The 13,802-nt window shown below is 46.7% G+C and carries 10 protein-coding genes and 1 tRNA gene; 9 read left to right on the forward strand and 2 right to left on the reverse strand.

The features are described 5' to 3' along the window. Nucleotides 1–76: 76 nt before the first annotated feature. Nucleotides 77–1,174 (forward strand): DUF4163 domain-containing protein, encoded by a 1,098-nt coding sequence (locus tag NYE45_RS00925; RefSeq protein ID WP_340015217.1) that lies wholly within the window; start codon nucleotides 77–79, stop codon nucleotides 1,172–1,174. 169 nt (nucleotides 1,175–1,343) lie between these two features. Here NYE45_RS00925 and clpP read toward each other — a convergent pair whose 3' ends face one another. Both clpP and NYE45_RS00935 read right to left on the reverse strand, forming a co-directional pair. Continuing rightward, nucleotides 1,344–1,940 carry an ATP-dependent Clp endopeptidase proteolytic subunit ClpP gene (clpP, locus tag NYE45_RS00930; protein ID WP_340015218.1) on the reverse strand — a complete coding sequence of 199 codons (597 nt, stop codon included), beginning with the start codon at nucleotides 1,938–1,940 and terminating at the stop codon, nucleotides 1,344–1,346. Between the two features lie 177 nt (nucleotides 1,941–2,117). After that, nucleotides 2,118–2,192, reverse strand: a tRNA-Arg gene (locus NYE45_RS00935). A 427-nt stretch (nucleotides 2,193–2,619) separates the two neighbouring features. On the opposite strand from NYE45_RS00935, the gene NYE45_RS00940 reads away from it, so the two are divergent. The 8 genes from NYE45_RS00940 (at nucleotide 2,620) to rnr (ending at nucleotide 13,748) form a co-directional block, all read left to right on the forward strand. Then, a complete protein-coding gene (locus tag NYE45_RS00940; protein WP_340015219.1) occupies nucleotides 2,620–3,645 on the forward strand; it encodes a sugar-binding domain-containing protein in 1,026 nt (341 codons plus the stop codon). A 107-nt stretch (nucleotides 3,646–3,752) separates the two neighbouring features. Continuing rightward, a complete protein-coding gene (gap, locus tag NYE45_RS00945; protein WP_017691243.1) occupies nucleotides 3,753–4,760 on the forward strand; it encodes a type I glyceraldehyde-3-phosphate dehydrogenase in 1,008 nt (335 codons plus the stop codon). Between the two features lie 149 nt (nucleotides 4,761–4,909). Then, a complete protein-coding gene (locus tag NYE45_RS00950) occupies nucleotides 4,910–6,091 on the forward strand; it encodes a phosphoglycerate kinase (protein WP_310342101.1) in 1,182 nt (393 codons plus the stop codon). Between the two features lie 36 nt (nucleotides 6,092–6,127). Beyond that, a complete protein-coding gene (tpiA, locus tag NYE45_RS00955) occupies nucleotides 6,128–6,880 on the forward strand; it encodes a triose-phosphate isomerase (protein WP_036616221.1) in 753 nt (250 codons plus the stop codon). A gap of 1 nt (nucleotide 6,881) precedes the next feature. Then, complete coding sequence (gene gpmI, locus NYE45_RS00960) at nucleotides 6,882–8,426, forward strand: 2,3-bisphosphoglycerate-independent phosphoglycerate mutase (RefSeq protein ID WP_076333468.1); 1,545 nt, start codon at nucleotides 6,882–6,884, stop codon at nucleotides 8,424–8,426. Nucleotides 8,427–8,665: 239 nt separating this feature from the next. After that, a complete protein-coding gene (eno, locus tag NYE45_RS00965; protein WP_062837741.1) occupies nucleotides 8,666–9,952 on the forward strand; it encodes a phosphopyruvate hydratase in 1,287 nt (428 codons plus the stop codon). Between the two features lie 211 nt (nucleotides 9,953–10,163). Further along, a complete protein-coding gene (secG, locus tag NYE45_RS00970) occupies nucleotides 10,164–10,397 on the forward strand; it encodes a preprotein translocase subunit SecG (RefSeq protein WP_062837740.1) in 234 nt (77 codons plus the stop codon). 555 nt (nucleotides 10,398–10,952) lie between these two features. Further along, the gene (rnr, locus tag NYE45_RS00975) at nucleotides 10,953–13,748 is read left to right on the forward strand and encodes a ribonuclease R (protein WP_340015220.1); all 2,796 of its coding nucleotides are present in this window, start codon (nucleotides 10,953–10,955) and stop codon (nucleotides 13,746–13,748) included. The last annotated feature ends 54 nt before the right edge of the window (nucleotides 13,749–13,802 follow it).

Genomic DNA, 13,802 nt, shown 5'->3' on the forward strand with positions numbered 1-13,802 from the left:
CGTATGAGATATGCGATCAGTTCAGAATTACATACGCAATGATCCCTAATTGTAAATTCAGAGAGGAGTTTTATATATGACATCATGGAAAAAATGGACAAGTGCGTTGCTTGCAGCAGGAATTATTGTGGGGAGCGGTGCAGTGTGGCAAGATAGTTCGGTACAAGCGGCTTCTGTATCCTCCAAAGTGACAACCCCGGCTGAGGTGACCCTGAAATCGGGTGGGAAAACACTGACTCAAAAAGGACTTTTGCAAGGAGGCTCAACCTGGGTATCTCTTACAGCAGTTAAAGATGTAGCGGGTGGAACCTTGAAATATGATGCGAAAACCAAAGAGTATGCTCTGACAGCAGCCAATAACACGATGACCATCAGCCTTTTGGACGGCGAGCCGAGTGTTCGAATTAACAATTACTATCCTCAAGTAGACGCGAAGCTGATCAACGGCAGACTATACATCCCATTCTCGGCGATGAGAGATTATCTGGGTGTGCAAGGGAACTGGGATGGCAAAACCAAAACGTTGACGCTCAGTAAAGTGAAACAAAATAGTGTGAAAGTTAAAGCGGCGACAATCAATGTTACTGTGAAAAATGCTGAAGTGGATGTTCAGTATCCGCAGGTGAGTGGACTTGCCAGCAAAGAAGCTGAAGTAGCGATCAACAAAGTGCTGAAAGATGAAGTGGATGCATATGTAGCTGACTTCAAGAAACAGACATCTGAGTTCGGCGGTGCAACCGCCAACCGTCCGTATGCATTTGAGAGCTCTTATGTAGTGACGTACAACGAAAGAGGCGTTCTGGGACTCATTACACAACGCTACGAGGATTATGCTGGCGCTCATGGTATGACAACCCGTACGGGCCACACCTTTGCACTGGACACAGGCAAGGAGCTTACGTTAGATGATGTGCTGCAAAACAACAAAACTATGCGTGAGACGTTGGGTAAAAAAGTCGGCGAACAGCTGAAAGCTCGCGGTGGATACCTCGAGGGTTACAAAGGGTTAAATAAAGATCAGGATTTCTATGTGACACCAACGGGTGTGGTCGTGTTCTTCCAGCTGTATGAGTATACAGCGTACGCAGAGGGATTCCCTGAAATGCCTTTTACGTATAAAGAGCTTCTCCCTAAAGGTACAGAACCTTTTAGCGATGTAACGGGAACCAAGTAACGAATCATTATCGTGCACTCTAAGTTATCTTTCTTATAAAATGAAAAAAAGAAGCCCCCATCATGTGCTTATGATGAGGGCTTCTTCTCGTATAGACAACACAATGATGTGTTGCTGATTACGTTAGGTGTTGATTATGTTAACGCTTAGACCGTGGTCTACGTTACTCTTAGATGCCTTGGGACCCTACGTTTTCGATAACTTTATCAATGATACCGTATTCGGCAGCTTCAGCAGCACTCATGAAGTAGTCACGATCCGTGTCTTTCTCGATCTTCTCCAACGGTTGACCTGAACGCTCAGAGATGATGCGGTTCAAGGTATCGCGCATTTTCAGGATGCGGCGAGCACGAATTTCGATGTCAGTAGCTTGACCTTGAGCACCACCAAGTGGTTGGTGGATCATGATTTCACTGTTAGGCAACGCAAAACGTTTCCCTTTCGCACCGGCATTCAGCAAGAATGCACCCATGGAAGCCGCCATACCTACACAGATGGTAGATACATCCGGTTTGATGAATTGCATTGTATCGTAAATGGCCATACCAGCTGTAATGGATCCGCCTGGGCTGTTGATGTATAAGTGAATGTCTTTCTCCGGATCTTCCGCAGCTAGGAACAACATCTGTGCCATGATGGCATTCGCCACAACGTCATTAACATCGCTACCAAGGAAAATAATACGATCCTTCAGCAATCTGGAATAGATGTCATAGGCGCGCTCACCCCGGTTGCTCTGTTCAACGACCATAGGAATAAAACTCACGTGAAAAACCTCCTCGGAAATGTAAATGTTATTGGTGTTTATACTTAAACTGTTACCGTATTACCCACATAATAAACAATTCCAAACAAAAAGTCAAAGAAAGTCAAACTAACTTGCAAAAAAAAGAAACCTTTCCGGTTTCATTGGTTAAAAGGGTTATGAGCTGTTAAATAAAAATGGCGCGCCCGCCAAGAATCGAACTTGGATCTCAGGCTTCGGAGGCCTACGTCATATCCATTGGACCACGGGCGCACATTATGTGACAGCAATAATGATTATAGCTCATGAAATATTTAATTGCAAGCAGTTCGTTATGCATGTTGGTTTGGATTGAGCTAAAAATGATCATGATGAAGAAGAGTGGATAAAGAGTGCATTTAAGTAAATGCTATTAGAGGTTTTGGACATGCCATATGAAATGTGTTTCTGAGCGATATGTAGATAGAAATAATTTGTTTCTTCTATATATGGTATGCGCGAGGTAATCATCAATCATGGAAGTCCAGGATTGTGAAAATAGGCGCGTACAAACGCTGGAAGCGTGTCGAAATAAGACATTGAAACACTTGCATGTCACGTCAGTTTTAGGTAGAATAGACGTGGGACTTAAAAAGTTAACCCGGGACGTTTTAGGGCCACGAAAGAGAGCTTGGAACGAGAACTTGCGGGAGTGGAAAGCATGCGAACGATTTTAGAAGTACAAAAGCAGCTTCTGCCTGATCTCATGGATATCTTGAAAAAGAGGTATACGATTCTGCAACAGATCATGTTATCGGATGTGATCGGACGGAGAACGTTAGCTAATTCCATGCAGATGACCGAGCGGGTTCTGAGGGCTGAGACCGATCTGTTAAAGGCTCAGGGACTTATTGAAATTGACAGTGCAGGAATGAAGATCAGCGAGGCAGGGTATGATTTGCTGCAGCAGTTAGAGCCCGTTGCCAAAGAGTTGTTCGGATTATCCGAGCTGGAAGAGCGCATCAAGCAAGCCTACGGTCTGCAAAAGGTAGTTGTGGTTCCTGGCGATTCGGATGTTTCTCCATTTGCCAAAAGGGAACTGGGCAGAGCCGGAGCGAAGGCTCTCGGCAATATCATGAGTGACAACGACGTTGTCGCCGTTACTGGCGGATCAACAACGGCCGAAGTCGCAGAGCAGCTGACTCCGCCAACATCGCTCAAAGGTGTCTGGTTCGTACCGGCACGCGGTGGACTTGGAGAAAGCCTTGAAATTCAGGCAAATACGATCGCATCCACAATGGCAAAACGGGTAGGAGCGCAATACAAACTCCTGCATGTACCGGATTTGCTTAGTGACCATGCTTATGAATCATTAATCCAGGACCCCAGTGTTCAGGAAATTCTGGAGCTGATTCGGAAATCGCGGATTGTTATTCATGGAATTGGTGATGCCGTGGAGATGGCGACAAGACGTAAACTTGCGACGGAGATTATAGATGAACTCCAAGAGCAAGGGGCCGTATCTGAGTCTTTCGGTTATTACTTTAATGATCAGGGTGATGTGGTTCATACCATGCTTACACTGGGAATGCGACTTCAGGATATTGAACGAACCGATGTCGTGATCGGAATTGCAGGTGGCAAAAGCAAAGCTGCTGCCATACACTCCGTGCTACGATTTGGTCAGGAAGATATTCTGATTATTGATGAGGCTGCTGCCGAAGTCATCGTAGCCGAAATGGAATAAGAGTTTACTTTTTAACACAACCATTGTTGTCTTGACGGACTTCACCGTCTGTCTTGAATATATAAGTTTCATAAAAAAATTAATCAAAACTTGGGAGGAACTTACTCATGATTAAAGTAGGTATTAACGGTTTTGGACGTATTGGACGCTTGGCATTCCGCCGTATTCAAAATGTAGCAGGCATCGAGGTAGTAGCAATCAACGACTTGACTGACGCTAAAATGCTGGCTCATTTGCTCAAATATGATACAACTCAAGGTCGCTTCGATGGCGATGTTGAAGTACACGATGGCTTCTTCAAAGTGAACGGCAAAGAAGTTAAAGTATTGGCTAACCGTAATCCAGAAGAACTTCCTTGGGGCGACCTGGGCGTAGATATCGTTCTGGAATGTACTGGTTTCTTCACAACTAAAGAAGCAGCTGAGAAACACTTGAAAGGCGGAGCTAAGAAAGTTGTTATTTCCGCACCAGCTACTGGCGACATGAAAACCATCGTTTACAACGTAAACCATGAAATCCTCGACGGTACTGAAACTGTAATTTCCGGCGCATCTTGCACAACGAACTGCCTGGCACCTATGGCAAAAACGCTGCAAGACAAATTCGGAATCGTTCAAGGTTTGATGACTACAATTCACGCTTACACTGGCGACCAAAACACGTTGGATGCTCCACACCCTAAAGGTGACTTCCGTCGTGCTCGCGCAGCAGCTGAAAACATCATCCCTAACACAACTGGTGCTGCTAAAGCAATCGGTCTGGTAATCCCAGAACTGCAAGGCATCCTTGATGGTGCAGCTCAACGTGTACCAGTAGCTACTGGTTCCCTGACTGAGCTCGTAACTGTTCTGAACAAAAAAGTAACTGCTGAAGAAGTTAACGCAGCTATGCAAGAAGCTTCCGATCCAGAAACTTTCGGATACACAGAAGACGAAATCGTATCTTCCGATATCCAAGGAATCACTTTCGGATCCCTGTTTGATGCAACTCAAACTAAAGTTCTGACTGTTGGCGACCAACAATTGGTTAAAACTGTAGCTTGGTATGACAACGAAATGTCCTACACTGCACAATTGGTTCGCACTTTGGAGCACTTTGCAAAAATGATTAAGTAATATCTGCAATAACATAGAGCGGAAACAGATGCTATTGTTTCCGCTCTTTATATATCTACATTTTGCAAATTTCTCAAAAACACCAGGATTGACAAGGGATTTCAGCTCTTGATTGGTCCACCAAATACATGGGTGCGGAGGAAATACAGATGAACAAAAAAAGTGTACGCGATATCGAATTGACAGGAAAACGGGCTTTTGTCCGTGTAGATTTCAATGTGCCGCTCGAAGATGGTAAAATTACAGATGACAAACGTATTCGTGCAACGCTTCCTACAATCAACTTCTTGATTGAAAAAGGCGCTAAAGTCATTTTGGCAAGCCACATGGGTCGTCCTAACGGCGAAGTGGTTGAATCCTTGCGTTTGACTCCAGCAGCTGAGCGTTTGTCTGAATTGCTTGGTAAAACAGTTGTTAAAGCTGACGATTCTGTTGGTGACGCTGTTAAAGCTCAAATCGCTGAACTGAACAACGGCGACGTATTGTTGCTTGAAAACGTTCGTTTCCACGCAGGCGAAGAGAAAAATGATCCGGAACTCGCAAAACAATTTGCTGAACTGGCTGACGTTTTCGTTAACGATGCGTTTGGCGCGGCTCACAGAGCACACGCTTCGACTGAAGGAATCGCTCACTTGCTTCCAGCAGTGTCCGGTTTGTTGATGGAGAAAGAACTTGAAGTGTTGGGTAAAGCAATCTCCAACCCTGAGCGTCCTTTCACAGCTATCATTGGTGGATCCAAAGTTAAGGACAAAATCGATGTAATCGACAACCTGCTGAACATTGCAGACAACGTGATCATCGGTGGAGGTCTGACTTACACGTTCTTCAAAGCACAAGGACATGAAATTGGACAATCCTTGCTGGATGAATCCAAACTTGATGTTGCTCTCGGTTTTATCGAAAAAGCGAAAAAACTGGGCAAAAACTTCTACCTGCCGGTAGATATCGTAGTGTCTGACGATTTCAGTGCGAAAGCAAACACACAAATCGTTGACATCGATGGTATCCCAGCAGATTGGGAAGGTATCGACATCGGTCCTAAAACACGTGAGATCTATGCTGACGTAATCAAAAACTCCAAATTGGTTGTATGGAACGGACCAATGGGCGTATTTGAAATCGAGCCATTCTCCCACGGTACTCGTGCAGTAGCAGAAGCTTGCGCTGAGACAGAAGCTTACACTGTAATTGGTGGCGGTGACTCCGCAGCAGCAGCTGAGAAGTTCAAATTGGCTGATAAAATGAACCACATCTCTACAGGTGGCGGTGCATCGCTCGAGTTCATGGAAGGTAAAGTACTTCCAGGCGTAGTGGCATTGAACGACAAGTAAGTTTTAGTAGTCTATAGCATGAAGGAGTTGAAACCCATGAGAACACCGATTATCGCAGGTAACTGGAAAATGTTCAAAACGGTTTCCGAATCCAATGACTTCATTCAGGAAGTTAAAGGAAAAGCGGAAGTTGAAGGCGTGGAAACTGTAATCTGCGCACCGTTTACAAATCTGCCATCCCTGGTAGAAGCCGTTAAAGGCACAAACATCAAAATTGGTGCACAAAATCTTCACTTTGAAGACAACGGTGCATTCACAGGTGAAATCAGCGGCGTGATGCTGAAAGACCTGGGTGTAGATTATGTCATTATTGGTCACTCGGAGCGCCGTCAATATTTTGCGGAAACCGATGAGACTGTCAATAAAAAGTTGCATGCAGCATTCCGTCACGGATTGACTCCAATCTTCTGCCTGGGTGAGACGCTTGAAGAGCGTGAAGCGAACCAAACAAAAGACGTATGCAAAGTGCAAACAGTAGCTGCTTTTGCAGGTCTGTCTGCTGAGCAAGCGGCACAAGTCGTTATCGCTTATGAGCCAATCTGGGCGATTGGTACAGGCAAATCCTCCACTTCCCAAGATGCGAATGAAGTTATTGCTTACATCCGTACGCTGGTGAAGGATCTGTACAACGAGACGGTTGCGAATGCAGTTCGTATTCAATACGGCGGCAGTGTTAAACCGGAGAACGTAACAGAATACCTCGGACAAAGCGACATCGACGGCGCACTTGTTGGCGGTGCCAGCTTGCAGCCGGCTTCGTTCATCGCGCTTGTTGAGGGGGCGAAGTAAGATGACAGCTCCAAAACCTGTAGCACTGATCATCATGGATGGCTTTGGTCTGCGTAACACGGTGGAAGGCAATGCGGTAGCGCAAGCCAAGAAACCGAACTACGACCGTTTCATGAGCCAATTCCCACATACAACACTCACTGCTTGCGGTGAAGCTGTAGGTTTGCCAGAAGGGCAAATGGGAAATTCCGAGGTAGGTCACCTGAACATTGGTGCCGGCCGGATCGTATACCAGGATTTGACCCGTATCTCCAAATCCATTCGTGACGGCGAGTTCTACGACAATGAAACACTTGTCAAAGCTGTTCGCGAAGCGAAACAAAGCGGCAAAAAGCTTCATCTCTACGGCTTGTTGTCCGATGGCGGCGTACATAGTCACATCGACCACCTGTTTGCTATGCTGGATCTGGCCAAAAAAGAAGGAATGAATGATGTGTATATTCATGCTTTCATGGATGGCCGTGATGTTATGCCAGACAGTGGTAAAGACTTCATGCAGAAACTGATCGCTAAGATTGAAGAAGTTGGTGTAGGTAAAATCGCAACGGTTCAAGGTCGCTATTACGCGATGGACCGTGACAAACGTTGGGAACGGGTTGAGAAATCATACCGCGCTATCGTTTATGGAGATGGACCAAAATACACTGACCCACTCAAAGCGGTTGAAGAATCGTATGAGAAATCCGTATTTGATGAATTCGTTGAACCAACGGTTATCGTCAAAGCGGATGGTGAGCCGGTAGGTTTGGTAGAGAGCGGCGATTCCGTTATCTTCCTCAACTTCCGTCCTGACCGTGCGATCCAGTTGTCGCAAGTATTCACAAACCAGGATTTCCGCGGTTTCGATCGTGGTCCGAAGTTCCCAGTGGGCTTGCACTTTGTTTGCTTGACTTTATTCAGTGAGACGGTTGAAGGTTATGTGGCTTATTCGCCGAAGAACCTCGACAACACGCTGGGTGAAGTTCTTGTACAGAACAATAAAAAACAACTGCGTATTGCAGAAACGGAGAAATACCCGCACGTTACCTTCTTCTTCAGCGGCGGTCGTGATGTGGAGCTTCCGGGCGAAACTCGCGTACTGATCAACTCACCAAAAGTTGCAACGTATGACCTGCAACCGGAGATGAGCGCGTATGAAGTGGCTGATGCATGTGTTCGCGAGATCGAAGCAGACAAACATGACGCCATCATTCTGAACTTTGCTAACCCTGACATGGTTGGACACTCCGGCATGCTGGAGCCTACCATTAAAGCGGTTGAAGTAACAGATGAGTGCATGGGACGTGTTGTGGATGCAGTACTTGCCAAAGGCGGCGTTGTACTGATCACGGCGGATCATGGTAACGCGGATATGGTGTTCGATGAGCAAGGACGTCCGTTCACAGCTCATACAACGAACCCGGTTCCATTCATCGTTACTGATGCAAATGTAACCCTGCGTGAAGGCGGAATCCTGGCGGATATCGCGCCAACGATCCTTGACCTGATGCAATTGCCTAAACCGGAAGAAATGACAGGTACATCTGTTATCGCTACCCGTAAGTAAGTTGTACAACAACATATATAATTGGGCGGTTTGGCGTTTGCACATTGAACGAAGGCAGCAGAAATAGTCTGAAGAAGCGAAGCGCTCGACTTTATCACATGATTTCAACTTATGACGATAAGTTCAAAGAAATCAGGGGATAACAGCGATCAGAAGAAGATTCTGCTGACGTAGTGAAATAAGGGCAAACACAAGTTGGTCCCAAAATTAAATCCCAACTATAAAGGAGATTATCACAAATGACTATTATTTCTGACGTGTACGCTCGCGAAGTCCTCGACTCCCGCGGTAACCCTACAGTAGAAGTTGAAGTATACCTGGAGTCCGGCGCAATCGGCCGCGCAATCGTTCCATCCGGTGCATCCACTGGTGCCCACGAAGCAGTTGAGCTTCGCGATGGCGACAAATCCCGTTACCTCGGTAAAGGCGTTCTGCAAGCTGTTAAAAACGTAAACGAAACAATCGCTCCAGAAGTTATCGGTATGGATGCATTGGATCAACTGGGTATCGACAAATTGATGATTACTTTGGATGGTACGCCAAACAAAGGTAAACTGGGTGCTAACGCAATCTTGGCTGTATCCATGGCAGTAGCTCGCGCAGCTGCTGACGCTCTGGACCTGCCATTGTACGTTTACCTGGGCGGATTCAATGCTAAAGCACTGCCAGTACCAATGATGAACATCATCAACGGTGGTGAGCATGCTGACAACAACATCGACGTTCAAGAGTTCATGGTTCTTCCAGTTGGAGCACCAAGCTTCAAAGAAGCTCTTCGCGTAGGTGCGGAAATCTTCCACAACCTGAAATCCGTATTGAGCTCAAAAGGCTTGAACACAGCTGTAGGTGACGAAGGTGGTTTTGCACCGAACCTTGGTTCGAACGAAGAAGCAATCACTACAATCATCGAAGCTATTGAAAAAGCAGGTTACAAACCAGGCGTTGACGTATTCCTGGGTATGGACGTTGCTTCCACTGAGTTCTACAAAGATGGTAAGTACACACTTGCTGGCGAAGGTAAATCTTACACTTCCGCTGAGTATGTTGACCTTCTGGCTTCATGGGTTGAGAAATACCCAATCATCACAATCGAAGACGGTATGTCCGAAGATGACTGGGATGGTTGGAAATTGCTCACTGAGAAATTGGGAGACAAAGTACAACTCGTTGGTGATGACCTGTTCGTAACGAACACTGAGCGTCTGGGTAGAGGTATCGACGAAGGTATTGGTAACTCCATCCTGATCAAAGTTAACCAAATCGGTACATTGACTGAAACATTCGATGCAATCGAAATGGCTAAACGTGCAGGATACACAGCTGTAATCTCCCACCGTTCCGGTGAGTCCGAAGACAGCACAATCGCTGACATCGCTGTTGCAACTAACGCGGGTCAAATCAAAACGGGTGCTCCTTCCCGTACAGACCGTATTGCGAAATACAACCAATTGCTTCGCATTGAAGATCAACTGGGTGAATTGGCTCAATACAATGGTCTTAAAGGATTCTACAACCTTAAAAAATAAGCTGGATAGCCAGCTTTTACGGGCAAGCCGGGTAACCGGCTTGTCTTTTTTATTGGTACATAGCAATGTGTACACTACGGATCAAGTAGATGGTGAAATTTAGGGTATTGTATGAACTGCACTACTTGTATCACAACAATAGCTATGTTACAATTAAAGTAACTGTTTTTATGGTGAGATGTTATGCCCACATGGGTAGGAGGTGGAAAGAATGGATATTGCTTTGAAATTGCTGCTCGTTGTCTTCTCGATCGGTCTAATCACTGTAGTATTGCTGCAGCACGGGAAAAGCGCTGGTTTGGCGGGTGCCATCTCCGGTGGTGCGGAACATCTTTTCGGTAAAACGAAAGCGCGCGGATTGGATCTCTTCCTGCAACGTGCAACGGTGGTACTGGGTGCAGGATTTATGATTTTGTCTATTATTGTTACGGTTGTTTCCAAGTAAGACTTGGAAATGCTGAGCAATGAATAGCTTAAGCTAATGGCTTCATTGATGAACCTTCGTTTCGTGGAGAAACGGGGGTTTTTTAATAAATTCTTACGCGTCCAAACTTTTCCAACGATATATAGACTCCATGATTTCGGTCTTCTTCTCACTTCTGTTCGGTTTTCCTTCCTTAGTGTGCAACACACCCCTATCATGTATGGTATATCCCTCGCTTATTCGTTACGCGAACTTACTCCTTATAATGAATGTCATGTGTACAGAAAATTTCAGGATGTGGTCGTTTTACAGATGCGTACAGCACTTGTATCGCATAAAATGTCTGTAGAGATACGTGAAAGCGTGATTTTAGAGGAGCGCCCGGCAACTGCGGTTTTTTTGCGAGGTACGGATGGGCCGGATTGAATTCGTGTATACTAGGGTATGAGATAGTATGGTTGCATTACTACACTCTACACGACAGTGACATTGTACTGCATGAAAATGGTATGGATTCCGATACATAAAGAGATGAGACCCGATTACACTTTTATGTTTCCCGAGGTGAATATATTAATGATAACAGAACAACAATTGCTCGACTTCATGCGGGAAACCGCTTATAAACCGATGACTTATCAGGAGTTGGAACAGCACTTCGGGATCGAAGATGCAGCTGATTTCAAAGCCTTTTTGATTATGCTTAATACGCTGGAGGAATCCGGTAAAGTTTTGCTGACACGTAACAATCGCTATGGCATGCCAGAGCGAATGGATTTGGTACGCGGACGTTTACAAGCTCACGCCAAAGGGTTTGCTTTCCTTATTCCTGAGGATCGGGAGCACCCGGATGTGTATATTCACGCCAATGATATGAAGAGTGCGATGAATGGTGACACGGTATTGGTTAAAGTTACGTCTCAAGGACCTTCTGGCGGCCGCCTGGAAGGTGAGATCGTTCGTATTGTTACTCGTGCTGTGACACAAGTGGTTGGTGTGTTCCAGAGCCATGAGGTGTACGGCTTCGTCATTCCGGATGACAAACGGATTAATCGCGATATTTTCATCCCACGTACTAACTTTGCAGGGGCTGTTGATGGGCAGAAGGTCGTAGCAAAGATCGTTAGCTACCCAGAGGGCCGTGCTGCAGCTGAGGGTGAAGTAATCGAGATTCTCGGTCATAAGGATGAGCCGGGTATTGATATTTTGTCCGTCATCCGCAAGCATCAGCTGCCTGAAGCTTTCCCGGATGAAGTGGTAGAAGAGGCGGAGAAAGCACCAGACTCCATCACGGATGAAGAGATTGTACAACAGGGGCGCCGTGATCTGCGTGGACTTAACATTGTTACGATTGATGGCGAAGATGCCAAGGATCTGGATGACGCTGTTAACGTAGAGAAGCTGCCTAACGGGAACTATCGTCTGGGTGTTCATATTGCCGACGTTGGCTATTATGTGCAGGAGAATTCCAAGCTGGATCAGGAAGCTTATAACCGCGGATGCAGTGTGTATTTGGTAGACCGGGTTATTCCAATGTTGCCACAGCGTCTGTCCAACGGGATCTGTAGTTTGAACCCACAGGTAGACCGTTTGACTTTGTCTTGTGAGATGGAGTTTAACGACCAGATGAAGGTTGTGAAGCATGACATTTTCACGAGTGTAATCAAAACCAAAGAGCGGATGACGTATTCCAACGTTCGCAAAATCCTTGAAGGTGAAGAGCCAGAATTGCTCGAGCGTTATAAGGATCTGGTGGATGATTTCCATCTGATGAAAGAGATCGCCTTGAAGCTGCGTGCTATGCGTATGCGCCGTGGTGCGGTTGACTTTGATTTTGAAGAATCCAAAATCATTGTGGATGCAGAATGCAAACCGGTGGATATCGTGAAACGGGAGCGTTCGATTGCGGAGCAAATCATCGAGGAGTTCATGTTGGCAGCGAACGAAACAGTGGCAGAGCATTTCCACTGGTTGAAGGTTCCGTTTATCTATCGTGTGCACGAAGATCCAGACCAGGAAAAACTGCAAAATTTCCTCGCCTTTGCGGCGAATTTCGGACACCAAGTCAAAGGACGTGGCAACGCGATTCATCCACGTGCACTTCAATCGTTGCTTGAGGATATCAAAGAAACGAAAGAACAAACCGTGATCAGTACGATGATGCTGCGTTCCATGAAACAGGCGAAATATGATTCCGAAATGTCGGGTCACTTTGGTCTGGCAGCAGAATTTTATAGTCACTTTACGTCTCCAATTCGTCGTTATCCCGATCTCGTCATTCACCGGGTAATCCGCGAAGTGATTGAGAATAATGGTGCTTTGCCAGAGAACCGTCAGGAGTATTTGGCAGCACGGATGTCCGATATTGCGCAGCAGTCTTCGGAACGTGAGCGTGTAGCGGTAGAAGCTGAACGGGATACAGAGAAGATGAAGAAAGCTGAGTATATGCTCGATAAAGTAGGCGAAGAGTTCGAAGGCATGATCAGCAGTGTGACCAGCTTCGGTATGTTCATTGAACTGGAGAACACGGTTGAAGGTCTGATTCGCCTGAGCGCCCTCACGGACGACTATTACCATTTTGACGATCAGCACATGGCTCTGATTGGTGAACGTACCTCGAAAGTCTTCCGCATCGGTGATGAAGTGAAGATCCGTGTGGCGCGTGTAAGCATGGAAGAGTATACCATTGATTTTGAAATGGTGGATATGAAACCTCGCGGTGAACGTCCTGGCGGCTTCGGTGGCGGACGTGGCGGTAAAGGTGGACGTCCAGGTAGCGGTGGCGGACGCGGCGGTGCCAAGGGTGGACCAGGTGGATTCAGTGGTTCGCGTGGCGGCAAAGGCGGCTCATCTGCTGCTGGAGGTAACCGTGGTGGCAGATCACCGGAAGAGAGCAGCAAAGGCGGTCGTGGCGGTCGTAGCGGAGCTGCGAGTGCAGGAGCGGGCGCAGGCTCATCCGGTGGCTACGCGGGTAAAGGCGGGGGCAAACCGAAAGGTGAGCGTCGTGCGAATGATGCTGGCGGATCGACTAACCGCGGCAAGGGCGCGGTAAGCTTTGGTTTTGGCTCAGGTAAAGGTGGTTACAGCTCTACATCGGGTGGATCGGATAGTGGTTCAGCCGGTGGACAAGGAAGTGGCCTGAACAGCGGCAGCGGTCGCGGTGAGGGAAGCTTCAAGTCCGGCAAGGGCGGCGGTAAAGGTGGCAAAGGCGGAAGTGGAAGAAAGAACACTTCACCGAGCGGCGTATTTATCGGAGAAAACGCAACTCCTGGTGGTGCTCAGGAAGGCGGAGCACCACGTCGCAAGCGGAAGAAGAGCAAAGGTGCAGCTGGTAACGGCACAGCAGCTTTTGTACGGAAAAAGAAAAAATAATAACGCTACAGTCACTTGGAGAACTGGACTGCAATTAGTTCCTCCAAGTTAAGT

The organism is Paenibacillus sp. FSL K6-1318 (assembly GCF_037976905.1).
Classification (GTDB): Bacteria; Bacillota; Bacilli; order Paenibacillales; family Paenibacillaceae; genus Paenibacillus; species Paenibacillus amylolyticus_A.

Excerpts from the sequence above, each read along its gene's own strand:
- NYE45_RS00925 (WP_340015217.1), top strand. The coding sequence starts at position 77 with ATGACATCATGGAAAAAATGGACAAGTGCGTTGCTTGCAGCAGGAATT.
- NYE45_RS00950 (WP_310342101.1), top strand. The coding sequence starts at position 4,910 with ATGAACAAAAAAAGTGTACGCGATATCGAATTGACAGGAAAACGGGCT.
- NYE45_RS00940 (WP_340015219.1), top strand. The coding sequence starts at position 2,620 with ATGCGAACGATTTTAGAAGTACAAAAGCAGCTTCTGCCTGATCTCATG.
- rnr (WP_340015220.1), top strand. The coding sequence starts at position 10,953 with ATGATAACAGAACAACAATTGCTCGACTTCATGCGGGAAACCGCTTAT.
- gap (WP_017691243.1), top strand. The coding sequence starts at position 3,753 with ATGATTAAAGTAGGTATTAACGGTTTTGGACGTATTGGACGCTTGGCA.
- gpmI (WP_076333468.1), top strand. The coding sequence starts at position 6,882 with ATGACAGCTCCAAAACCTGTAGCACTGATCATCATGGATGGCTTTGGT.
- tpiA (WP_036616221.1), top strand. The coding sequence starts at position 6,128 with ATGAGAACACCGATTATCGCAGGTAACTGGAAAATGTTCAAAACGGTT.
- secG (WP_062837740.1), top strand. The coding sequence starts at position 10,164 with ATGGATATTGCTTTGAAATTGCTGCTCGTTGTCTTCTCGATCGGTCTA.
- eno (WP_062837741.1), top strand. The coding sequence starts at position 8,666 with ATGACTATTATTTCTGACGTGTACGCTCGCGAAGTCCTCGACTCCCGC.